The sequence below is a fragment of the Pseudomonas sp. GW823-FHT04A03 genome (genome assembly GCF_058796615.1).
Map to the genome: position 1 here is coordinate 211,870 of NZ_JBXAIV010000007.1, position 21,751 is coordinate 233,620.

The following is a 21,751-nucleotide window of genomic DNA, read 5'->3' on the forward strand; positions in this document are numbered from 1 at the left end:
CTAAAAAAGCTTTCACTGAGCTGAGTCAGCGATTTGACTGAAAACACCCATGAAAAAACGCCAGTGTCGGGCAGACACTGGCGTTTTTTGTTTGCCGCGATGGATGCAATCAGCTGCTTTGCGGCATCTCGCCGTTGGCCAGGCGCTTGTTGATGTCGGCGATCACTTCCGGCAGATCGCTGATGGTGTCGATCATGTAGTGCGGGCGTGAGCTTTCGAACAGCGCATGAATGCGCTTGCGCTCGCTGGCCAGCGCGTCGCTGCCCAGTGCGCGAAAGCCTTCGTAATCCAGGCCCAACGCGTTGCCGGAGCAGATCAGCGCCACGGTCCACATCCCGGCGCGTCGGCCTTCAAGAATGCCCGGCACGGTGTCGTCGATCTTCACGCAGGCGGCGACATCGTCGATGCCCAGCGCAATCACGTTGGCCAGCGCTTGTGCAGGCCATGGGCGGCCGTTCGGCACTTCATCGGTGGCCACGACGTGGTCGGCGATGTAGCCGTTGGTGGCGGCCAGTGCCACGACCTTGTCCATCACTTGCTTCGGATAACCGGAGCAGGAACCGATCTTGATGCCTTGCTGACGCAGGTTGGCGATGGTCTCCAGCGCGCCGGGAATCAGCGCCGAGTGCTCGGCGATTTTCTCGATCTGCAGCGGCATGAAGCGGTTGTAGATCGCGGTCACGTCATCGTCGGTCGGGGTGCGGCCGAATGCCTTGCGATAGCGCTCGGCAACCTGCGGCTGATCGCACAGGGTACGGATGTGATCCCACTTGCCCATGCCCATCGGGCCACGGGCTTCTTCGATGGAGACCTGGACGTCGAACTCGGCGAAGGCTTCAACGAAGATCTGGGTCGGTGCGAAAGAACCGAAGTCGACGACGGTGCCGGCCCAGTCGAGGATGGCGGCTTGCAGCTGGGTTGGGTTGTTGTAGTTCATGGCAAAAATTCCTGTGATAACACGCAATTCGAAAGTTTGGTGATCTTGTGGGAGCGAGCTTGCTCGCGAAGGCGTCGTGCCAGTTGGCATCTAGGTTGAATGTGTGACCGCATTCGCGAGCAAGCTCGCTCCCACAGTGGGTGGCTTAAATATCGAGCACTTCCATCTCGCGCAGCACTTCACCCACCGCCGCGACGGCTTCGCGCATCTGCGCCGGGGTGACGTGGCCGATGCAGCCGACGCGGAAGGTTTCGACCTGGGTCAGCTTGCCGGGGTAGAGGATGTAACCCTTGGCCTTGACCCGTTCGTAGAAGTCCTTGAACTGGTAGCGAGGATCTTTCGGTGCGTGGAAGGTCGCGATGATCGGCGCCTGAATCGCAGCCGGCAGGAAGCTGCGCAAGCCGAGTTTGCCCATCTCTTCCATCAGCGCCTGGCAGTTGGCGGCGTAACGCGCATGTCGCGTCGGCAGGCCACCTTCTTCGTTGTATTGCAGCAGGGCTTCGTGCAGCGCGGCGACCACGTGGGTCGGCGGGGTGAAGCGCCATTGGCCGGTCTTCTTCATGTAGCTGTGCTGGTCGAACAGGTCCATCGCCAGCGAATGCGAATTGCCGGCGGCTGCGGCCAGAGATTCCTTGCGGGCAAACACGAAGCCCATGCCCGGTACGCCTTCGAGGCATTTACCCGATGCGGCGATCAGCGCGTCGAACGGGACTTTTCGCGCATCCACCGGCAGTGCTCCGAAGGAGCTCATGGCATCGATGATCAGGCGTTTGCCGTGCTGCTCTACAACCTGGGCGATTTCCGGCAGCGGGTTGAGAATGCCGGTGCTGGTTTCGCAGTGGATCAGCGCGACGTGGGTAATGTCGCTGTCGGCGCGCAGCAGACGGTCGACGTCGGCGGCGGTGGTCGGTTCGTCTTCAGCGGTTTCAAAGTTGCTGAACGAGCGGCCCAGCACTTCGCAGATTTTCGCCAGACGCTTGCCATAGGCGCCGTTGATCAGCACCAGCACCTTGCCGTCACGAGGGACGAGGGTGCCGATCGCGGCTTCGACGGCGAAGGTGCCGCTGCCCTGCAAAGGTACGCAGTGATGGCTGTCGGCGCCGTTGAGGATCGCCAGCAGTTGTTCGCACAGGCTGGCGGTCAGTTGGTTGAAGCGGTCATCCCATGAACCCCAGTCGACCATCATCGCCTGGCGGGTGCGGGCCGAGGTGGTCAACGGGCCGGGAGTGAGCAGGATGGGTGCGGCAGTACTCATTCGTGTGTCCTCGCGATAGCGCTGTGGGATGAAGCTACGGGGCATACGTTGCAATTCGGCGGATCATCAATCAAATTGTTTGTTGTTATGCCAGCCATCAGTGAGGGTTATCCATGAACCTGTTCCAGCTCCGCGCCTTCGACGCCGTGGCCCGGGAAGGCAGCTTCACCCGTGCCGCCGCGCGCTTGTTCATCAGCCAGCCGGCGGTCACCGGGCACATCAAGGCGCTGGAGGAGCATTACCAGATCACCCTGTTGCGACGGACGGCGCGCCGGGTGGAGCTGACGGAGGAGGGCACCAAACTGGCGGCAATCACCCGGGCGATGTTCGGTATGGCGGAAGAGGCGCAGGCGCTGCTAGAGGCTAATCGGCAATTGCTGACCGGACGCCTTGAGGTGGCGGCGGACGGTCCGCACATGGTCATGCCGATGCTTGCCAACCTGCGGGCGCGCTATCCGGGGATCACGGTGAATCTGCGATTGGGCAATGCCCAGGAAACCTTGGCGGCGTTGTTGTCCGAGCATGCTGACGTGGCGGTGCTGACCGAAGTCGAACCGCGCAAAGGGCTGCATCTGCAAGCGCTGAGCGAATCGCGGATCTGCGCGCTGGTGCCGGCGGGGCATCCGTGGGCGACACGTGCAGGCGAGGTCAGGCTCAAGGAACTGGATCAGGTGATCATGGTGTTGCGCGAGCCGAGTTCGATTACCCGGCGCACGTTTGATCAGGCCTGTGCGCAGGCGTCGGTCAGCCCACGGGTGTTGCTGGAACTGGACAGTCGCGAGGCGGTGACGGAAGCGGTGGCGGCTGAACTGGGGGTTGGGGTGGTGTCATCGGTGGAGGTCAGTCATGACCCCCGTGTCGTCGCGATTCCCATTGCCGGAGAAGGGCTGGTGAACCGGCACATGATCGGCTGTGTGGAGCGGCGGCGGGAGTTGCGGTTGATTCAGGCGTTTTTCGGATTGGCGCCGGTCTGAACAAGGCTTTCGCGCACCATCTCGAGAAACGTCGCCACCACCCGCCGCGAACTCTGCTCGCGCAGGCACACCAGTGTCTCGGTCAACCTCCGGGTGCAATCGGTGATCGGCAGCGCGCAAACCCGTGAGTCCGCGCCAAACTCCGCCGCCGATACCACCCCCACACCAATCCCCACCACCACTGCCTCCCGCGCCGCTTCCCGGCCTTCGACCTGGATCGCCGGGCGGATGCGAAACCCGGCGCGGGCCATTTCTTCTTCCAGGGTCTGGCGGGTCACCGAGCCGTGTTCGCGCAGCACCAGCGGCGTGTCGTCCAGATCTTCCAGGCAGATTGATTCACGCTCGGCCCATGGATGATGGCGCGACACGAACGCCACCATCGGGTCGTTGCGCAGCGGCACACACAGCAGACGTTCATCGCTGACGTCGCGCCCGAGCAACGCTAGATCCGCCTGATAGTTGAACAGTCGAAACAGCGATTCATCGGTGTTACCGGTTTCGATCTTCACGCTGATCCCAGGGTAGCGCTCACAAAACCGGGCGATCTGCGGCAGCACATGCACCGGGGCATCCACCGCCAGAATCAGGCTGCCGGTCTGCAAGGCCTGGGATTCCTGCAACAACTCCTGGGCTTCGGCCTCGACCACAAACAAACGCTGGGTGATTGCCAGCAAGCGTTCACCGAGATCCGTCAGGCGCACCGAGCGCTTGTTGCGGTGGAACAGCAACACGCCGAAGCGTTCTTCCAGCTTGCGCACCTGGTCGGAAATCGCCGGTTGCGTCAGATAAAGCCGCTCGGCGGCCTTGGTGAAGCTTCCGTGCACGGCCACGGCGTGAAAGGCTTTGAGCTGTGCGTGTGAAACCGACATGTCTGACTCCAGTAACAAGCTGAGCTTATGTGTGAAATACGATAAATCGATTTTATTTATTAAACAGTAATTGCTTTGATCCGCTCACGCCAACGCTGACTGCCCGGTCGGGCAGCGACGCTGGCCATGAGCCTGTGCGTGCAACACCAGGACTCATCTGACCGGTATCGCCGAAGGGACGGGGTGATATCGCAGTGCTCAACAATAAAAAACACAGGCGTTTACTCATCGATTCTGCCGGCACACTCACACCCTGAGGTCAGAACCACAATGAACAAGCACATCGGCACCATTGCGCGTTGGCGCATGCAGATCTTCGCTGTCACCTGGCTCGCTTACGCCGCGTTCTATTTCACCCGCAAAGCCTTTTCGGTGGCCAAACTGGGCATCGCCGAAGACCCCAGTTTCACCCTCGACAAAATGGCCATGGCCAACCTCGACGCGATTTACCTGGCGGCCTACGCCATCGGCCAGTTCACCTGGGGCATGCTCGCCGACCGCTTCGGCCCACGAGTCGTGGTGCTTGGCGGCTTGCTGATTTCCGCTGCGGCGGCGCTGGTGATGGGCAGTTTCGCGACCTTGCCGATCTTCGCCACCTGCATGCTGATTCAGGGGCTGGCGCAGTCCACCGGCTGGTCGGGGCTGTGCAAGAACCTCGGCAGTTTCTTCCCCTCCGAACAGCGCGGGCGAGTGCTGGGGTTGTGGAGTTCCTGTTACGCATTCGGCGGTCTGGTGGCGTCGCCGTTCGCCGGCTGGTGGGCTTACACGCTGATCGGTTCGTGGCACGCGGCGTTCATTTCCAGTGCGGCGGTGGTCGCGGTGGTCGCGGTTTTGTTCTTCATCTTTCAGCGCGACAAACCGGAGGATGTCGGCCTGCCCGCCGTGGAGCCGGAGCCGGTCATCAGCGCCGAAGAGGCCGAAGCCAACAGCAAACTCAGCGTCTGGGAGCCACTCAAGGAAATCCTGCGCAACCGCACGGTGCTGGTGCTCGGGCTGGCGTATTTCCTGCTGAAACCGGCGCGTTACGCGATTCTGCTGTGGGGCCCGGTGATCGTATTCGAACAGATGCCCTCGGTCGGCAAGGTCGGCGCGGCGATCATTCCCACCGCGTTTGAACTGGCCGGTCTGCTGGGTCCGATCATGATTGGCCTGGCCTCGGACAAACTGTTCGGCGCCCGACGCATGCCGGCCTGTGTGTTGAGCCTGCTGGCGCTGACCGTGACCCTCGCGCTGTTCATGGGCGCCTTGCACACCGGCAGCGTGATGCTGGTGGTCGCACTGTTGTTCGTGATGGGCCTGACCCTGTACGGCCCGGACTCGATGATCAGTGGCGCGGCCGCCATCGATTTCGGCAAGGCCAAGGCCGGCGCCACCGCGGCGGGATTCGTCAACGGCTGCGGTTCGGTCGGTGCGGTGCTCGGTGGTTTGTTGCCGGGCTACTTCGACTCGGTGACGGTGTTCATCGTGTTCGCCGGTTGCGCGCTGTTCTCGGCGCTGGTGCTGATTCCGCACTGGAACAGCCGCCCGGTCGGCGTCATGGAGCCACGTGCCTACGTGCCCAATCGCGCCCTGACCATCAAACCCCTGCGTAACTGAATAAACCCTGCCTCGCGGCCTGCTGCGGCACTCGCGGCAGGCTGTGCCGTGGCCGATTGACTGGAGATTTTTCATGAGACCGTTTTGGCTGGAGCAGGCTTTGCAGCTCGACACGTCCGAACCTTGCCCGCCGCTGCAAGGCGATGTGCGCACCGACGTGTGCATCGTCGGCGGCGGTTACACCGGGTTGTGGACGGCGATCATGCTCAAGCAGCAGAACCCCGAACTCGATGTGCTGCTGATCGAAGCCGACATCTGCGGCTCCGGCGCCAGTGGGCGCAACGGCGGTTGTGCGCTGTCGTGGTCGGCGAAGTATTTCACCCTCGAGCGGCTGTTCGGCGTCGAGGAAGCGGTGCGTCTGGTCAAGGAATCCGAGCGCAGCATCCATGCCATCGGCGAGTTCTGCGAGCAATACGGCGTCGATGCCGATTACCGTCTCGACGGTACGCTTTACACCGCCACCAACCACGCGCAATGCGGCTCCACCGATGCGGTGATTGCGGCGCTTGAGCGCAACGGCATCAACTCGTTCACCCAGCGTCCGGTCGCCGATGTGCAGCGCATGGCTGGTTCGGACAAGCATCTGGAAGGCTGGTTCTCGCCCGCCGCCGCCAGCGTGCAGCCGGGCAAACTGGTGCGCGGGTTGCGCCGGGTGGCGTTGCAACTGGGCGTGCGGATTCATGAAGGCACAGCGATGACCGGGCTGGAAGAGGGCCGTCCGGCGCGCCTTCACACGGCGAACGGCTGCGTGACCGCCGACCGCGTGGTGCTGGCGATGAATGCGTGGATGGCCCGCGCTTTTCCGCAATTCGAGCGCAGCGTGGCGATCGTTTCCAGCGATATGCTGATCACCGAACCGCGTCCGGAGCTGTTGCAGGAAATCGGTTTGACCAGCGGCGTCACCGTGCTCGATTCGCGGATTTTCGTGCACTACTACCACAACACCCCGGACGGTCGGATCATGCTCGGCAAGGGCGGCAACACCTTCGCTTACGGCGGGCGGATGCTGCCGGTGTTCGACCAGCCATCGCCCTATACCGGGTTGCTCAAACGCAGCCTCGACGACTTCTTCCCGGCGTTCGCCGATGTGAAAGTCGACGCAACCTGGAACGGCCCCTCGGATCGCTCGGTCACCGGCCTGCCGTTCTTCGGCCAGATGAGTGCCAGCGGCAACGTGTTCTATGGTTTCGGCTATTCCGGCAGCGGCGTCGGGCCGTGCCACATGGGCGGGCAGATTCTTGCTTCGCTGGTGCAGGGTCTCGACAACCCGTGGACGCGCTCGCCGCTGGTCAACGGGCCGCTGGGCTATTTTCCGCCGGAACCGATTCGTTACCTCGGCTCGCTGATGGTGCGCAACGCCATTCGCCGCAAGGAGCGCGCCGAGGACCACGGACGGCGGCCCCGGCACCTCGATGTGCGTCTGGCGAAGTTCGCAGCGGCGGCGGGCAAGGCCGACAAAGGTTGAGCATCAGCGCGGCGGGGCGGAGCGGTTGAGCAGCCAGTCGAGCAGGAGGTCGTCGGCAGGCTCGGTTTCTGTGGGCTGCGACGTTCGCGGGCGGCAGGCGTCGAGGCAGAGGATCGGCCGGTCGGGATCGCTGTCGAGAAAACTCACCCAGACCTCGCTGCCGGCGCAGGGCAGATTTTCCCGAGGCAGGCCGCCGCCGGCGTGGGGCATGACCACCGGCAACCACAGTCCTTCGCTGGCGCAGGCATCAGGTTGGTCAGGCCATAAACGCACGGCGATCCGTCCCTGATCGTCCACCTGCGCCGGTTGCCCCGGCGCGCCGAGCACTTGCGCCGGCTGATACCCCGGAATGCCCGGGTGCGGTTGTTTCGGCGGCGGGCGAAACGGGGTCGACCAGGGTAGCGCGGTGAAGTCGTTGTGATAGCGGCGAACCGTCGGCACTGGATCGAGAATGGAAGGTTGCTGACCTTGATGACGCAAGTCGGTAATCAGCCATTGCTCGTTGAAGGCGCTCACCGGGTGCTCCATGACTTGCAACAGGCGCCCGCTGAGCAGTCGCGGGCAATCGCTGCGGCCGTGGATCGAGCGCGACCGGCAACGTTGGCGCTCCAGCAGGCGACGACTGCGCTGGGCGGCGTGACGTTGCGCAGTCGGCAGGAATCCCGGTGGGGCGACGGCACTGCCCAACGTGTGATTGGCGGCCTCTTGGCCCGTAATCGATTGTCCTCGCTCACGCACGGCGGCAGGAATCTGAGGCAGCGCCGCCTCATGGCGCTGGAACAGGCTGCTGAGGCCGGTTGTCGGCGCATCGATCTGCGTGTTGAAAGCAATCGCCGTCGGTTGCTGCGGTAGGCTCAGGCTGTCATCGGCGAATACCACCACATGCCCGTCCGGTTGATGTTCGAAGTGGTAGTGGATGCCTTCTTCCTCGCAGAGCCGTTGCAAAAGGGCCAGGTCGGTTTCTTCGTACTGAATGCAGAACGGGCGCGGAGGGTAGTGGCCGACGGTCATCTCCATCCGATAGCTGTTGGCTGGCAGGTGATGTTCGCTGAGCAGTTGCTCGAGGATGGCCGGCACGTTCAGTTGCGTGAAGACCCGGCGTACGGGATGTTGCTCCAGCGCTTGCAGATGCGGCATCAGCACCAGTTGGTAGGCGATCCGGTGCGTCGCGCGGTGTTCGCAACTGGCACTTTGAATGATGCCGTGAATCCCGTGGTCGTCATCCAGGTGCAGAAACGCCGCCTGATGCAGCAGCGTGCCGGGTGACCAGGCGGGTGCCAGGCCCATGACTTCGATTTCGAACCGATAGGGCTGATTCAGCGCTTCATGACCGCTGAAACGCAGGACCGGCAGGCTTATCCCGCCTTCGGCCAGGATCAGCGAAAACGGACTTTCCTTGTCATTGAGCATTCGGGCGGGCTCTGTTCAGGCAATACGGGCCACAGAGGGTACGAAAACGCGACGTTGAATGGACGTGGCAAACCGGTTTTTCAGAATCGCCCTACAAGGCGCGTAGAAGATGTCGATGCGCATCGGAATTTTTGGTCGATTGCCGACTTTAGGCCGTATAAACTTGGCGCCATGCGTCGGCCAATAGATGTCTCGGCGCCACAGATCAAGAGAGTGAGTAATGGGCGCACAGTGGAAGGTTAAACACAAAGAAGCGGCAGCCAACGCCAAGGGCAAGATCTTCGGCAAACTGGTGAAGGAAATCACCATTGCTGCGCGTAACGGTGCCGATACCGCCACCAACGCACACCTGCGTCTGGTGGTCGAACAGGCCAAGAAAGCCTCGATGCCGAAGGAAACCCTGGACCGCGCCATCAAAAAGGGTGCTGGCCTGCTGGGTGAGACCGTTCAGTACCATCGCGTGACCTACGAAGGCTTCGCGCCGCATCAGGTGCCGTTGATCGTCGAGTGCGTGACCGACAACATCAACCGCACCGTGGCGGAAATCCGCGTGGCGTTCCGCAAGGGCCAACTGGGTGCTTCCGGTTCCGTTGCCTGGGACTTCAACCATGTCGGCATGATCGAAGCGTCGCCGGACACCCCGGACGCCGATCCGGAAATGGCCGCGATCGAAGCTGGTGCCCAGGATTTCGAGCCGGGCGAAGAGGGCGCGACGCTGTTCCTGACCGACCCGACTGACCTGGACTCGGTGCAGAAAGCCCTGCCGGAACAAGGCTTCACCGTGCTGTCGGCCAAACTGGGCTACCAGCCGAAGAACCCGGTCAGCGGCCTGAGCGACGAGCAGATGGCTGAAGTCGAGGCGTTCCTCGAAGGCCTGGACAACCATGACGACGTGCAGGACATGTTCGTCGGTCTGGCCGGCTGACACACCAGAAAATCGCAGCCCTCGGGCTGCGATTTTTTTTCAGGCGTGTTGCAACGCCAGACTGATTTCGTCAAACCCCGGCCGCGCCAGCACATCCGGCTGACAGCAGCGCTGTTCCAGGGCTTTCAGTGCCTGACGCTGTTCATCGCTCAAGCCCGAGTCGATGCGCGCCAGCAGTTCCCCCAGCAAAATCCCGAACGCCCGCACTTCGAGGCGTTGCAGCGCGCGGGTTTCAGGCGTGTCCGCCATGGCATGGAACGACGCCGCACCAAAATCCCCCAGCAGACAGTCGCCCTGATCGTTCAACAGAATGTTGTGTCCGTAGAGATCGCCATGGGTGATGCCGTGACGGTGCAGATGCCCGGCGACCGAGGCGATGCCCTGAGCGATACGCAGGGCGACGTCGGCGCTGAAACGGCAATCGTCGGCATACACATCCCGTGAACAGGACGCCAGGCTCGGCAGCCCGGCGAGGTTGCGGTAACTCGGATCGATCAACTGCATCAACAGGCCTTGCTGACCATCCGGATGGAGGTCGATGCGGCCTTCGACGCGGATCAGGTTCGGGTGCAAACCGGCGGTGATGCACGCGTTCATTTCATGCAGCGGCGAGCCGTCGCTGGTCATCTCGCCCTTGTACAACTTGACTGCCACGGGCGTGGCGGGCTGATTCGCGGGTTGCCACTGCGCCCGGTAAATGACCCCGGAAGCGCCTTCGCCCAGCCGTTGCTCCAGCTGCAGCGCCGACCAGTCGATCAGGGGCGCTTTGTTGAGGGCGGCGGCATCGGCTTCGGTTTCCAGCGGATTGCCGGCGTAGGCCAGCCAGGTCAGGCTCGGCAGGGTCAACAGCCATTGCGGTAATTCGGTCATTTGGTTGGCAGCGATGCGGATCAGCTCTAGCCGATGGCACTGGCTCAGTGACGGCGGCAGGGTGCGCAGGCGATTGCCGGCGAGCATGAGTTTTTGCAGCAGCGGACGTTCGCCCAGTTCGGTGGGCAAGGTTTCGATGGCGTTGTCGGTCAGGATCAGCCAGCGCAGATTTGGCGGCAGTGCCGCGCCGGGCACCTGAGTGATCCGGTTGGCCTTGAAACCGATCATCGTCAGCGCCTGGCACTGGCCCAGGCACGCCGGCAATTGGGTGAACTGATTGTCGGAGCAGAACAGCACGCGCAGGCGCGTCAGACGGTGCAAGTCGTCCGGCAGGCTGCTCAGGGCGTTGCCGCTGAGGTTGAGCACTTCCAGCGTGTCGGCCAGGTTGAAAATCTCCGGCGGAAATTCAGTCAGGCCTTCAGCCAGATTCAGCCGGGTGATGCCCGACAGTTCGCCGGCGCGCAGTTGTGCAAGGGTGTGCATGAAAAGGATCGCTATCGAGAAGGCGCAGGGCGCCGGAAATGGGCCGCATGATAACGGCAAATCAGTCCGGTTCGTGCACTTCGCTCAATTGCCCGAGCCGGCTGCGGGTGCGGGCCAGATCGATCGCCTGGCCGCCGAGGCTTTCGTGCAACGGGAGTTGGCCGAGCAGGGTCAGGTGCTTGTCCTGATCGTAGAGCACGTCGATCAGGTTGATGAAGCGCTGCTGGGCGGCGATCGAACATTCGCCCAGTTCCGGCAGTTCATCGATGATCCAGTGGTCGAAGCGCCGGCACAGTTCCAGATAATCCATCACGGCCGTGGGCTGTTCGCAGAGGTCGTTGAAGGTGAAACCGACACGCCGGTCTTCGCACAGCCGCGCCTGCAAATGCCGGCTGCCGACTGCCAAAGGCAATGGCGCGGCGTCGAGGGGCGGCAGGTTCAAGGCCAGGCGCTGCGCCGGGGTGGCCGGCCAGACGTAATGGCCCTGGGTGAACAGCTGATGTGCATGCCGGCGCGCCTGGCTGCGGTAATCGTGCGGGCCGCCGACTTCCATCACCTGCATGCGCGCATTGATCAGGTCGATCACCGGTTTGAACCGCGCGTGGTACAGCGGGTTGGGCAGCAAGCCTTCGGGCGGGTAGTTGGAGGTCACCAGCAGCAGGATTCCGCGCTTGAACAGCGCCTTGAACAGACGGGTGATGAGCATCGCATCGCCGATGTCATGCACATGAAATTCATCGAAACACAGCACCCGGCAGTCCATCAGCAGCGTGTCGAGAGTAACGGCGAGGGCGTCGTCGCGGTCGCGGTGCTCGAACATGCCTTGATGCAACTGGGCGAAGAACCCGTGGAAATGCAGACGGCGCTTTTGCTGGATCGGCAGCGCCTGGAAGAATCCGTCCAGCAACCAGCTCTTGCCGCGCCCGACCGCTCCGTGCAGATACAGGCTGGGCGGAGTTTGCGCAGGGGTGCCGAACAACAGGCCGGCCTGATGGGCCATGCAGTCGATGACCCGTTGCTGGCTGTGACTGAGGGTGTAGCCCTGGCCGTGGGCCTTTTGCCGGAAATAGTCACGCACGGATTGCGCGCTGGCGGCGCACTGGCCCGCGTTTGTAACGGAGCGTTTGCCGAAGAAATGGCGCAAGGCTGACCAGCGCTGGGTCAGACGCGAACGGTCGGGCGGTCGGGCGGGCACTGCAATCACTCCGTCATCATCGGGCCGGCTCCCCCCGAGCGCGGCGGCGTAGTTTAACCAGACGGATAGTTTTGCTTCCACTGCGCTTTATCGTTTTTCCGGAGAGCAATCTGCGGCGTGTACAGGATTTTTCAACACTTTAAATCGACGTATTACCAACCTTTCGAAACAAATCCCGGCCGGTGACTGGATCCAATCGACTGGCGCAATCGGCGTCCGTTGCTAACCTGAAACACTGTAACGACACAGATGCTGTCGCCATCAAGGAACGGGCGGTGAATGCAGGGATGGTCTGGGCATTGCTGTGCGGGCTCGCGGTACCGGTCCACGCCGCCGACCTTCAGGTCGAGGTGCGGGTCGATGTGCAACGCGGTTGCCAGTTGATCGGCCAGCAACGCGAGGCCGGTATCGAGCAACTGGGCGTGCTCGACTTCGGCACCACGGCGCGGCTCGGCGACCGGGACGGGCCACTCGGTGCGGCGCTCACGAATTCGCGCCTGCCGCGTCTGGAATGCAACCCGGACACCCCGTACCAGTTGCGCGTCGATGGCGGCCTGCACGGTGGCGTCGGCGAGGTGCGCTACATGGCGGGAGAGGCCGGCAGCAAGCCGATTCCTTATCGCCTGTATCAGGACGCCGCGCGACGGGTGCCGCTGGTGGTGGATGTGCCGGTCAGCGGCCGGGTGCCGGACAGCGGCACAGTGGACTTGCCGTTATACGGGCGGATCGAGCGGATGGCCGAAGTGCCACGGGTCAGCCGGTATTCGGACCTGGTGAAGGTGACGGTCACCTGGTGATCGCGGAGTTTTTTCAGCCATTCGGTGGAACCGGGTGGCGCAGGGAAGGGCGTTCAATGACGAGCGCAGTGGTCGAGTGATCCTGAAGGAGTAGGGGCTCAATGATGGGCAGACACGGGCGGGTAATCGCCACAGTCACGTTGCTGTTGTTCACCGAGGTCGCATCGGCGGCAGTCAGTGGGCAGATCCTTGCGCGCCTGACTCTGATTGCCGGCTGCGAGGTGACCAACGCTACCAGCCCCGCCAGCCCGGTGGACGGGCTGGGCTCTCTCGATTTCGGCCAGCAGGGCCCGACCTGGAACGCACCGATCAAGGCCAGTCTCAGCGAAGCGGGCAGCGGCCAGCTGAATGTCGCCTGCAACCCTTCGGTCACCGGGTTCACCGTGACCATCGACGGCGGCGCCCATGGCGACGGCACCACACGCCGGTTGAGCAACGGTCGCCAGACACTCCCCTATCAGCTGTTTCTCGATGCCTCCGGCAGCCAGAGCTACAGCATCGGTCAACAACACAATTTCGCTGTCACCAGCGGCGCACAGATACCCATCCCGGTATTTGGCTCGGTGGTGGCGAACACCCGTGCGGTACCGGCCGGTGTCTATACCGACACCCTGACGGTGACGCTCGACTGGTAACCCCGTAGAGGACGGACACCATGCGTACGATTGCATCAAGGATAGGTTTGTCGTTGCTCGGCCTGACGCTCGCTTCCAGCGTCAATGCCGCCACCACGGTCACCGGCCAGATCACCTCCAGCCTGATCCTGATCAGCAGTTGCCAGGTCAACGGTTCCGGCGGTTCTACCGGGCTGAACTTCGGTGCGTTGAACTTCGGCACCGCCAACAGCCTGTTCACTACGGCCACCGGGCAGGTGCTGGGCGGCGGGGGCGGGGCGCTGTCGATCCTGTGCTCGGCCGGCACCACGCCGACGGTCAAGGTCCGGGCCGGCGCTCATGACGGGCTCTCGCCCGGCGGTACTCGCGCGCTGTACGACGGGGTCGCCAACTACGTGCCGTACGACCTGTACACCGACGCCGGGCACTCGCAATTGCTGGCCATCGACGGGGTGATCAATCTCGCCGCCAGCACCGGTGTGGCGCAGACCGTGAACATCTACGGTCAGGCGGTGGGCAAGGCCGGGCTGCCGGCGGGCACCTACACCGACACGATTTCCGTCGAACTGACGTTCTAGTGCCATGGGCCGGCATGGCTGTGCGGCGCTGCTCCTGTTGTGTGCGGGCAGCTTGTCGCTGCCGTTGGCGGCGGTGACCAGCCAGAGCTTTCAGGTCAGTGCCACGGTGACGCCGGGTTGTCTGGTGGTGGGGGGCGTATCGAACTATGGCGGGCTGAATTTCGGTTCGCGTTCGGCGCTGGCCACCGGCACGGTGCAGGTCGCGTTGACCGGTGGCGTCACGCTGCAATGCACGCCTGGGGTGGCGCTGAACATGACGGTCGATGGCGGCCAGTACAACAGCGGCGGGCGACGCATGCAGATCAGCGGAGGCAGCGCGAAGGTGGCGTATGCGCTGTTTCGCGATGCGGCATACAGCCAGAGCCTGGGCATCGGCCAGAGTGTGGCGGTGGCCTACAGCGACGCGAACAACATCAGTCTGCCGATCTACGGTCAGGTGCAATTGCCGGGCAATCAGCCCGGGGGGACATACAGCGATGTGTTGCAGGTGCAGCTGTCGTGGTGATGTGAAATGACAAGGAGCAGGTTTATGGGGTTTTTCACGTCACGCTATTCGTCCGTGTGTTGCGCCGTGCTGGCGCTGGTCATGTTCGGGACGCTCAAGGCCCAGGCCGCCAGTTCGGTGCTGATCTGGCCGATCGATCCGGTGCTGGAGGCCGATCAGCAGGCCAGTGCGTTGTGGCTGGAAAATCGCGGGACGGAAACCGCCAACCTGCAGATCCGCGTGTTCGGCTGGAGCCAGAGCGGTTTCGAAGAGCAATACCGCAATCAGCGCGAGGTGATCGGCAGCCCGCCAGTGGCGAAGATCGAGCCGGGCCAGAAACAACTGGTGCGCCTGACCCGCACCAAGGACGTGCCGCCAGGCCAGGAGCTGGCGTACCGGATCATCATCGATGAAATCCCCTCGGCCCAGCCGCCCGTTGCCGAAGACGGCAAGACCGCTGCGGCGATCCGCTTCCAGATGCGCTATTCGGTGCCACTGTTCGCCTATGGCGCTGGGCTGTGGAGCAAGGAAGACAGCGCCCGCCAGCGTGACCCCAAGGGCATCGGCCTGCCGCAACTGAGCTGGCGCACGGTGGCGGTGGAGGGCCGTCCATATGTGGAAGTTCGCAATCAGGGCGCGGTGCATGCGCGACTGACCGATGTGGCCGTTACACAAGGCGGTCAAAGCAAAGCGCTGGCCGAGGGATTGCTCGGCTACGTGTTGCCCGGCGCGGTGATGCGCTGGCCGGCACCGGGACCGGTGGCGGGAGAATTGGCTGGGCGGATCAATGGCGCGGCAAAGGTGCAGAGCATTCCGCCGGCGCGATAGCCGTAGCGAGTCATGTCGGAGCTTTCGGGTTTCGGCGCCAGCGGTTTCAGGAGGAATCAGTCCATTGACGGACGTAACACGCTAATGAGTCCGGGATGGGCTCGACGTATTCAGCGTCCGTTGTGGCTCATGACCGGCGCGTGGTGCCTGATGTTCATTCATCCATCCGGGGCCGGTGAACTGCCGCCGCCTCCCAGCGGCATGGAGGCCGTCAGCGATGCACAGTTGTTTCTGGAACTGGTGGTCAACCAGATGAATACCGGTCGGGTGGTGGCGGTGGAGCAGCGCGGCGGTCGCCTGTTCCTGCCGGCCAGCGTATTGCGCGACACCGGCATGAAGCTGCCGGAAGAGGCCGGTGCCGAAGTCGATCTCGACGGCCTGCCGGGCCTGCACAGCGATTACGACAGCGTCAGCCAGCGCTTGCTGCTCGACGTGCCGCCGGACTGGCTGCCGGAGCAGTTCATCGGCAACCGTGAAGTCTATCCGCGCACCCCGGCGCTGAGCAGTTTCGGCGCGTTGTTCAACTATGACCTGTACCTCAATGACACCGACGACGCCGGCACCTATCTGGCGGCGTGGAACGAGGTGCGGGTGTTCGACAGTTGGGGCACGTTGTCGAACACCGGGCAATATCGCCGTACGTTGTCGGGGGATGCGGTCAGTACGCTGGACAACGGCTATCTGCGTTACGACACCACCTGGCGCTACTCCGATGACGAGCGGATGTTGACCTACGAGGCCGGGGACGTGGTCAGCGGCGCCTTGCCCTGGAGCAGTTCGGTACGGCTGGGCGGCGTGCAGTTCTCGCGGGATTTTGCGGTGCGCCCGGATCTGGTGACCTATCCGCTGCCGCAGTTCGCCGGGGAAGCGGCGGTGCCGTCCTCGGTGGATCTGTTCATCAACGGCTACAAATCCAGCAGCACCGACCTGCAGCCGGGGCCGTACACCCTGACCAACATTCCGTTTATCAACGGTGCGGGTGAGGCGGTGGTGGTGACCACCGATGCGCTGGGCCGGCAGGTATCGACCACGGTGCCGTTCTATGTCACCAGCAGCCTGTTGCAAAAAGGCCTGAGCGATTTTTCGGTGGCTGCCGGTACGTTGCGCCGGGATTACGGCCTGAAGGATTTCAGCTACGGGCCGGGCGTGACTTCGGGCAGTCTGCGCTACGGCGTCAGCGACACGTTTACTCTGGAAAGCCACGCCGAAGCGGCGGATACCCTGACCCTCGGCGGGCTGGGCGGTAATCTGCGGCTGGGCAATTTCGGGGTGCTCAACAGCGCGATCAGCCAGAGTCGTTTCGACGGCGACGGCGGTCAGCAACTGAGCCTCGGTTATCAATACAGCGGCCAGCGCTACAGCTTTTCCTACCAGCGTCTGCAACGCCGCGACCGTTACGCTGACCTGACCGTGGTCGACAGCCCTTACACCACACTCAGCAAGCGCAGTGAGCAGGCGACCCTGAGCCTCAACCTTGAACGCTGGGGCAGTCTCGGCGTCGGGTATTTCGATATTCGCGCGGCAGACGAAACCCGCACGCGGTTGCTCAACCTGAGCTGGAGCAAACCGCTGTGGCGCAACAGCAGTTTCTACCTGTCGGCCAACCGCGAAATCGGCGACAGCAACTGGGCGGTACAGGCGCAACTGGTGATTCCGTTCGACCTGCGCGGCAGCCTGGCCATCAGCAGCGAACGCAGCAAGACCGGGCAGACGCAGCAGCGGGTCAACTACAGCCGCGCCGTGCCGTCCGAGGGCGGGGTGGGCTTCAATCTCGGCTACGCTAAGGGCGACGGCGCCGATTACCGCCAGGCCGACGTGACCTGGCGTCTGCAATCGGTGCAATTGCAGGCCGGCGTCTACGGGACGTCCGACGCCGAAACCCGTTGGGCCGATGCCAGCGGGTCGCTGGTATGGATGGACGATCAAGTGTTCGCTGCCAATCGCATCGACGATGCATTCGTGGTGGTCAGCACCGATGGCTACGCAGATATTCCGGTGCGTTACGAGAACCAGCAGGTCGGCCAGACCGACCGTAACGGCCACTTGCTGGTGCCGTGGAGCAGCGCCTATTACCGCGGCAAGTACGAAATCGATCCGCTGAACCTGCCGGCCAACGTGCGCAGCCCCAATGTCGAGCAACGCGTTGCGGTACGCCGGGGCAGTGGCTATCTGCTGGAGTTTCCGCTGAGCCGGGTGATCGCCGCGAGCATTGTGCTGGTGGATGCGCAGCAGAAGGAATTGCCGCTGGGCAGTGGCGTGCTGCACGAGCAGAGCGGCACGCGAACGGTGGTCGGCTGGGACGGGCTGGTCTACCTGGAAAACCTCCAGGCGCAGAACTCGCTGCGGGTGACTCTCGCGGACGGCAAGACCTGCCAGGCGCAATTCAGCGTCGATCTGCAGCAGAACGAAGTGCCGCTGATCGGCCCACTGGTGTGCCAATGATCCGGGCGCGGCTTGTTCTGTGGTTGCTGTTGCTGCTGCCGGGGCTGGCGCAGGCGCTGTGTTCGGTGGTCACCACCACGCCGGCCGGGTTCGGGAACATCAGTTCGATCGCCGTGCGCACGACCTCACAACCCAGTTCCACTTTGAATGGAGGATTGAGTTGCACCGGTTCGCTGCTGTCGCTGTTGACCAACAATGACCATTTCTGGGCCACCGTTACCTCGACCCAGAGCGGTTTGCTCGGACCCACCGGCGACGTGATCGGTTACACGATCTACGCCAACAACAGCACCAGTTACCCGCTGACGCGCGGCACCGCCTATGACTTCGCCCGCAACGGCATCATTGATGCCTTGGGATTATTGGGCGGCACGGTGCCGAAAACCGTTCCGCTCTATTTCGGTACCACCATCGGCAGCAACGTGGCGGCCGGCGTGTATACCGAGACCCTGAGCATTTTCTGGAACTGGAATTATTGTTCGGGCATCGGTGTCGGCGGGCTTTGCCTGGGCCGCGACATCAACAGCGGCACCACGACGCTGACGGTCAACCTGACGGTGGCCAACGATTGCACCATCACCGCGCCGAATATCGCCTTTGGCAGCGCCCCGGTGGTCAGTGCATTTACGCCGGTAACCGGGCAGACCATCAACCTCGCCTGCACCAAGGGCAGTGCCTACACCGTGGGGCTGAACGACGGGCAGAACGCGCTGAGTGTCGGAGGGCGGCGACGGATGATTTCCGGCAGCAACTATCTGGCCTACGACATTTTCAAGAGCGCCGGGACCACCCGTTGGGGCAGTGTCGGCGCGGCTCGCCGGGCCAGCAGCGATGCCGAGGTCAACCCCGGCAACGGGCTGGGCACCGGCAGCCAGATCTTCAATTACAACGCGAAAATCTACACCGACCAGACCACACCGCCCGCCGGAACCTATCTGGACAATGTGGTGCTGGATGTGGGGTTCTGAACCGGCTAGAAACTCACGGATTGCTTGAGCATTTTCGCTGCGGGTGTGTCAGTCGGGCTGACCATCGCATAGTTGTAGCCCTTGCCTGACCAGTACTCGGCCTGCAGATCCCCGTCCTGGCGGCTGCCCCGGGGCAGAAAGGTATTTTTCGGTCCAGGTGGACGCACGTAGAAACTGACCTTGTGCCCGCTCTGGTCTTCATACATCACCATCGCCGCCGGGCCTTCATCGGTGCTCAGCAGACGGCCGCTGACCGGTGCAAACCCGGCCGACGTCAGGTCCGGCAGGCGATTGGCCTGAGTGAAATAGCGGTCGAGCCAGCGCTGGATGTCGCCGTCGCCATCGACCTTGTAGTCCGCCGGCAGAAGCCCTTGCTGGGCGATCAAACGGTACGCCTGCAAGGCATCCGTCATCGGTGCCGGGGGATGAAACACGGTCATGTCCCGGGCCTTCCAGCCACCGACACCGCCGAGGCTGACGGCAATCAGCAACACCGCTGCGCTGGCCCATTGGCGGCGCGACTGGCGTTTGAGGCGCTGACGGATCATCAACGGATCAAGGTCCGGATTGGCCGGTTGTTGCAAGGCACCGCCGAGGGCGGCGCGCAGGTGCTGGGCATCCTGTTGCCAGGCGCGAACCTGCGCCGCTTCGTCCGGATGGCTGGCGAGCCAGGTTTCCAGCACATGCCGGTCGGCCTCGCTGAGCTGGTGGTCGACGTAGGCGTGCAGGTCACGTTCATTGGGGGGCAGACTGATCATTTGAGTATCCGCAAGGAAGGGCTGCTGATTTCCCCGTCGCTGAGCTGGCGCAGGGCCTGGCGAGCACGGGACAGGCGCGACATCACGGTGCCGGTGGGGACGTCGAGAATTTCGGCGACCTCCTTATAAGTCAGGCCTTCCACCGACACCATCAGCAGCAGCGCGCGCTGTTCGGTGGGCAGTCGGTCGAAGGCCTGCAGGGTCGATTGGGCAATCACGGTGCGTTCCACCGAGGGCTCGGCGTCATCGCGGCCGGTAAAGAATTCGAGCATCCGCGCATAACGCCGCGAACGCCGATGCGCATCGAGGAATTGCCGGTACAGGATCGAAAACAGCCAGGCGCGCAGATCGCCGTCGGCGCGCTTGTCGCCCCAACCCGACAGCGCCCGCTCAAGACTGGCCTGTACCAGGTCGTCGGCGCTGCTGCTGTTGCGTGTCAACGACACGGCAAAGCGCCGCAATCTGGGAATGATTTCTCTCAGTTGTTCGTCGAATTCGCTCATGAAGTTCTGCTAGTCACTACGCTGTGGACTAGGAAGACGCCCGGCATTGGAGGTTATTCCACGTTCTGAAAAATAAATACCGGGCCGTGGAATAAATCCCGATGGCGTGCGTCTTGCTGACTCTTCCTACTTGTGGCCGATGGCCCTGGAGTGCTTCATGGTTGATCGCAGCTCATCGCCCGGCGGGCCACAACGCCCGCCACTGAGTACCGCGAGCCTGGTATTGCGGCTTGGCGGAATCGCCGTGGTGGTCGCAGCCCTGGCCGGGGCGTTTGCCTACGTTCATGGTTCATTTGACCCACAGCGCCTGACGCCGAAAGCGTTGGTCGATGTGCTGGAAAAGAACAACGGTGTGCATCCCGGCTTTCGCCGCAATCACGCCAAAGGTGTTTGCGTGATCGGGCATTTCGAGAGCAGCGGCGAGGCTCGCCCGTATTCTGTCGCGCAAGTGTTCAATGAACCACGCACGCCAGTGGTCGGGCGCTTTGCGCTGCCGGCCGGCAATCCGTATGCGCCGGACAGCGCCGTACCGATCCGCAGTCTGGCGCTGCGTTTCACTCAGGCCAACGGCCAGCAGTGGCGCACCGGGATGAACAGCATGCCGGTGTTCCCGGTCGGCACACCCGAGGCGTTCTATCAGTTGCAGCAGGCGCAATCGCCGGATCCCGCCACCGGTAAACCGGATCCGACCAAGGTGCCGGCATTTTTTGCCTCACACCCGGAAGCCGTGCCGTTTCTGACCTGGATTAAAACCGCCAAACCTTCGGCCAGTTACGCGACGGAAACCTACAACAGCGTCAACGCGTTCTATCTGGTGGATGCCAGCGGCAAGAAACAAGCGGTGCGCTGGAACATGACGCCTCTGGCCCAAGACGCTGCCGGCGCGACTGCGCCTGAAGGTAGCGACTTCCTTGAAAAAGACCTGGTGCAACGCCTGGCTGAAGGGCCGCTGCGCTTTCAGTTGAACATCACCTTGGCCAATGCCGACGATCCTGTGAACGATGCGAGCAAGACCTGGCCCGCCGGTCGCAAGATGTTGAACGCCGGCACCCTGGTGCTGGAAAAGACCCAGCCGCAGCTCAGCGGTGAATGCCGTGACATCAATTACGATCCGCTGGTGCTGCCGGCCGGCATTCAGGGTTCCGACGATCCGCTGCTGGCCGCGCGCTCGGCCGGTTACGCCGATTCCTACCTGCGTCGCACCAGCGAAGTCAGCCAACTGCCAACCGGCAAAAAGGAGGCTCGCCCATGAGCACGCAACCGACTCATTTCAATCCGCTGGCGCGCCTGCTGCACTGGTTGATGGCGTTGATGATCATCGCGATGTTGTTCATCGGCGCCGGCATGGTGACCTCGGTGTCAGCGCGGCATGAATGGCTGATCAATCTGCACAAACCATTGGGCATCGCGATACTCGCTTTGGTGATCGTGCGCATTCTGTTGCGACTGGGCACCCGTCAGCCGCCGCTGCCGGCGGATCTGCCGGGCTGGCAGGTGATGGCGGCCAAGGCCTCTCATCTGTTGTTGTATGCGCTGATGTTGGTGTTGCCGCTGTTGGGCTGGGCGATGATCAGCGCGGCGGGGGATCCGGTGATGCTCGGCACGTCCCTGCAATTGCCGTCGATCGTGCCGGCGGATGCGCAGGTGTTTGCGTTGCTGCGCAAGGCTCACGGGTATCTGGCGTATCTGTTGTTCCTGACCGTGCTGCTGCATCTGGCGGCGGCGCTGTTCCATGGCTGGGTGCGCCGCGACGAAGTGCTCGACAGCATGCTGCGGGGACGCAATCGCGGTTGATAATGT

Annotated in this window: 21 protein-coding genes; 13 read left to right on the top strand and 8 right to left on the bottom strand. The window is 63.0% G+C overall.

The genetic code is table 11. The features are described from left to right. Nucleotides 1-109: 109 nt before the first annotated feature. Nucleotides 110-937, bottom strand: a complete 828-nt coding sequence (gene phnX / locus AC1Q9F_RS19095) for a phosphonoacetaldehyde hydrolase (RefSeq protein WP_207983284.1) — start codon at nt 935-937, stop codon at nt 110-112. A gap of 145 nt (nt 938-1,082) precedes the next feature. Continuing rightward, on the bottom strand, nt 1,083-2,192 hold the full coding sequence (locus tag AC1Q9F_RS19100) for a 2-aminoethylphosphonate--pyruvate transaminase (protein WP_492620642.1): 1,110 nt from the start codon (nt 2,190-2,192) through the stop codon (nt 1,083-1,085). A gap of 113 nt (nt 2,193-2,305) precedes the next feature. On the opposite strand from AC1Q9F_RS19100, the gene AC1Q9F_RS19105 reads away from it, so the two are divergent. Then, nucleotides 2,306-3,166, top strand: coding sequence for a LysR substrate-binding domain-containing protein (locus AC1Q9F_RS19105; protein WP_492620643.1), 861 nt, complete (start codon nt 2,306-2,308; stop codon nt 3,164-3,166). On the opposite strand, the gene AC1Q9F_RS19110 is transcribed toward AC1Q9F_RS19105, so the two are convergent. Next, complete coding sequence (locus AC1Q9F_RS19110; RefSeq protein WP_007951543.1) at nt 3,136-4,035, bottom strand: LysR family transcriptional regulator; 900 nt, start codon at nt 4,033-4,035, stop codon at nt 3,136-3,138. The genes AC1Q9F_RS19105 and AC1Q9F_RS19110 overlap by 31 nt on opposite strands. A gap of 270 nt (nt 4,036-4,305) precedes the next feature. Between AC1Q9F_RS19110 and AC1Q9F_RS19115 the strand changes: the two genes are divergently transcribed. Both AC1Q9F_RS19115 and AC1Q9F_RS19120 read left to right on the top strand, forming a co-directional pair. Next, on the top strand, nt 4,306-5,631 hold the full coding sequence (locus AC1Q9F_RS19115; protein WP_007951542.1) for an MFS transporter: 1,326 nt from the start codon (nt 4,306-4,308) through the stop codon (nt 5,629-5,631). Between the two features lie 73 nt (nt 5,632-5,704). Continuing rightward, complete coding sequence (locus AC1Q9F_RS19120) at nt 5,705-7,096, top strand: FAD-dependent oxidoreductase (protein ID WP_492620644.1); 1,392 nt, start codon at nt 5,705-5,707, stop codon at nt 7,094-7,096. 3 nt (nt 7,097-7,099) lie between these two features. On the opposite strand, the gene AC1Q9F_RS19125 is transcribed toward AC1Q9F_RS19120, so the two are convergent. Beyond that, a complete protein-coding gene (locus tag AC1Q9F_RS19125; protein ID WP_492620645.1) occupies nt 7,100-8,506 on the bottom strand; it encodes a type VI secretion system Vgr family protein in 1,407 nt (468 codons plus the stop codon). Between the two features lie 220 nt (nt 8,507-8,726). Between AC1Q9F_RS19125 and AC1Q9F_RS19130 the strand changes: the two genes are divergently transcribed. Then, nucleotides 8,727-9,431 (top strand): YebC/PmpR family DNA-binding transcriptional regulator, encoded by a 705-nt coding sequence (locus AC1Q9F_RS19130; RefSeq protein ID WP_007951538.1) that lies wholly within the window; start codon nt 8,727-8,729, stop codon nt 9,429-9,431. 39 nt (nt 9,432-9,470) lie between these two features. Here AC1Q9F_RS19130 and AC1Q9F_RS19135 read toward each other — a convergent pair whose 3' ends face one another. Together AC1Q9F_RS19135 and zapE are read right to left on the bottom strand one after the other, a co-directional pair. After that, a complete protein-coding gene (locus tag AC1Q9F_RS19135) occupies nt 9,471-10,784 on the bottom strand; it encodes a leucine-rich repeat-containing protein kinase family protein (RefSeq protein WP_492620646.1) in 1,314 nt (437 codons plus the stop codon). Nucleotides 10,785-10,845: 61 nt separating this feature from the next. Beyond that, complete coding sequence (zapE, locus tag AC1Q9F_RS19140) at nt 10,846-11,979, bottom strand: cell division protein ZapE (RefSeq protein ID WP_492620647.1); 1,134 nt, start codon at nt 11,977-11,979, stop codon at nt 10,846-10,848. A gap of 287 nt (nt 11,980-12,266) precedes the next feature. Between zapE and AC1Q9F_RS19145 the strand changes: the two genes are divergently transcribed. From AC1Q9F_RS19145 to AC1Q9F_RS19175, 7 genes are all read left to right on the top strand, one after another. Next, nucleotides 12,267-12,776 carry a Csu type fimbrial protein gene (locus tag AC1Q9F_RS19145; protein ID WP_492620699.1) on the top strand — a complete coding sequence of 170 codons (510 nt, stop codon included), beginning with the start codon at nt 12,267-12,269 and terminating at the stop codon, nt 12,774-12,776. A gap of 101 nt (nt 12,777-12,877) precedes the next feature. Then, on the top strand, nt 12,878-13,411 hold the full coding sequence (locus AC1Q9F_RS19150) for a Csu type fimbrial protein (protein WP_492620648.1): 534 nt from the start codon (nt 12,878-12,880) through the stop codon (nt 13,409-13,411). A 20-nt stretch (nt 13,412-13,431) separates the two neighbouring features. Further along, nucleotides 13,432-13,968 (top strand): Csu type fimbrial protein, encoded by a 537-nt coding sequence (locus tag AC1Q9F_RS19155; protein WP_007951533.1) that lies wholly within the window; start codon nt 13,432-13,434, stop codon nt 13,966-13,968. 4 nt (nt 13,969-13,972) lie between these two features. Next, a complete protein-coding gene (locus AC1Q9F_RS19160) occupies nt 13,973-14,473 on the top strand; it encodes a Csu type fimbrial protein (protein ID WP_492620649.1) in 501 nt (166 codons plus the stop codon). 24 nt (nt 14,474-14,497) lie between these two features. After that, a complete protein-coding gene (locus tag AC1Q9F_RS19165) occupies nt 14,498-15,280 on the top strand; it encodes a fimbrial biogenesis chaperone (RefSeq protein WP_492620650.1) in 783 nt (260 codons plus the stop codon). Between the two features lie 84 nt (nt 15,281-15,364). After that, nucleotides 15,365-17,722: a fimbria/pilus outer membrane usher protein gene (locus AC1Q9F_RS19170; protein WP_492620651.1), complete on the top strand. Its 2,358-nt coding sequence runs from the start codon at nt 15,365-15,367 to the stop codon at nt 17,720-17,722. Further along, nucleotides 17,719-18,690 (top strand): Csu type fimbrial protein, encoded by a 972-nt coding sequence (locus AC1Q9F_RS19175; RefSeq protein WP_492620652.1) that lies wholly within the window; start codon nt 17,719-17,721, stop codon nt 18,688-18,690. The genes AC1Q9F_RS19170 and AC1Q9F_RS19175 overlap by 4 nt, the downstream gene beginning before the upstream one ends. A 5-nt stretch (nt 18,691-18,695) precedes the next feature. Here the strand turns inward: AC1Q9F_RS19175 and AC1Q9F_RS19180 are convergent, their stop codons facing one another. Both AC1Q9F_RS19180 and AC1Q9F_RS19185 read right to left on the bottom strand, forming a co-directional pair. After that, nucleotides 18,696-19,448, bottom strand: a complete 753-nt coding sequence (locus AC1Q9F_RS19180) for an anti-sigma factor family protein (protein ID WP_207983272.1) — start codon at nt 19,446-19,448, stop codon at nt 18,696-18,698. Beyond that, nucleotides 19,445-19,951 (bottom strand): RNA polymerase sigma factor, encoded by a 507-nt coding sequence (locus AC1Q9F_RS19185; RefSeq protein WP_085667513.1) that lies wholly within the window; start codon nt 19,949-19,951, stop codon nt 19,445-19,447. The genes AC1Q9F_RS19180 and AC1Q9F_RS19185 overlap by 4 nt, the downstream gene beginning before the upstream one ends. Nucleotides 19,952-20,108: 157 nt before the next feature. Here AC1Q9F_RS19185 and AC1Q9F_RS19190 point away from each other — a divergent pair, with 157 nt between their 5' ends. Both AC1Q9F_RS19190 and AC1Q9F_RS19195 read left to right on the top strand, forming a co-directional pair. Beyond that, the gene (locus AC1Q9F_RS19190) at nt 20,109-21,203 is read left to right on the top strand and encodes a catalase family peroxidase (RefSeq protein WP_492620653.1); all 1,095 of its coding nucleotides are present in this window, start codon (nt 20,109-20,111) and stop codon (nt 21,201-21,203) included. After that, nucleotides 21,200-21,745, top strand: a complete 546-nt coding sequence (locus tag AC1Q9F_RS19195) for a cytochrome b (protein WP_492620654.1) — start codon at nt 21,200-21,202, stop codon at nt 21,743-21,745. The genes AC1Q9F_RS19190 and AC1Q9F_RS19195 overlap by 4 nt, the downstream gene beginning before the upstream one ends. Nucleotides 21,746-21,751: the final 6 nt, after the last annotated feature.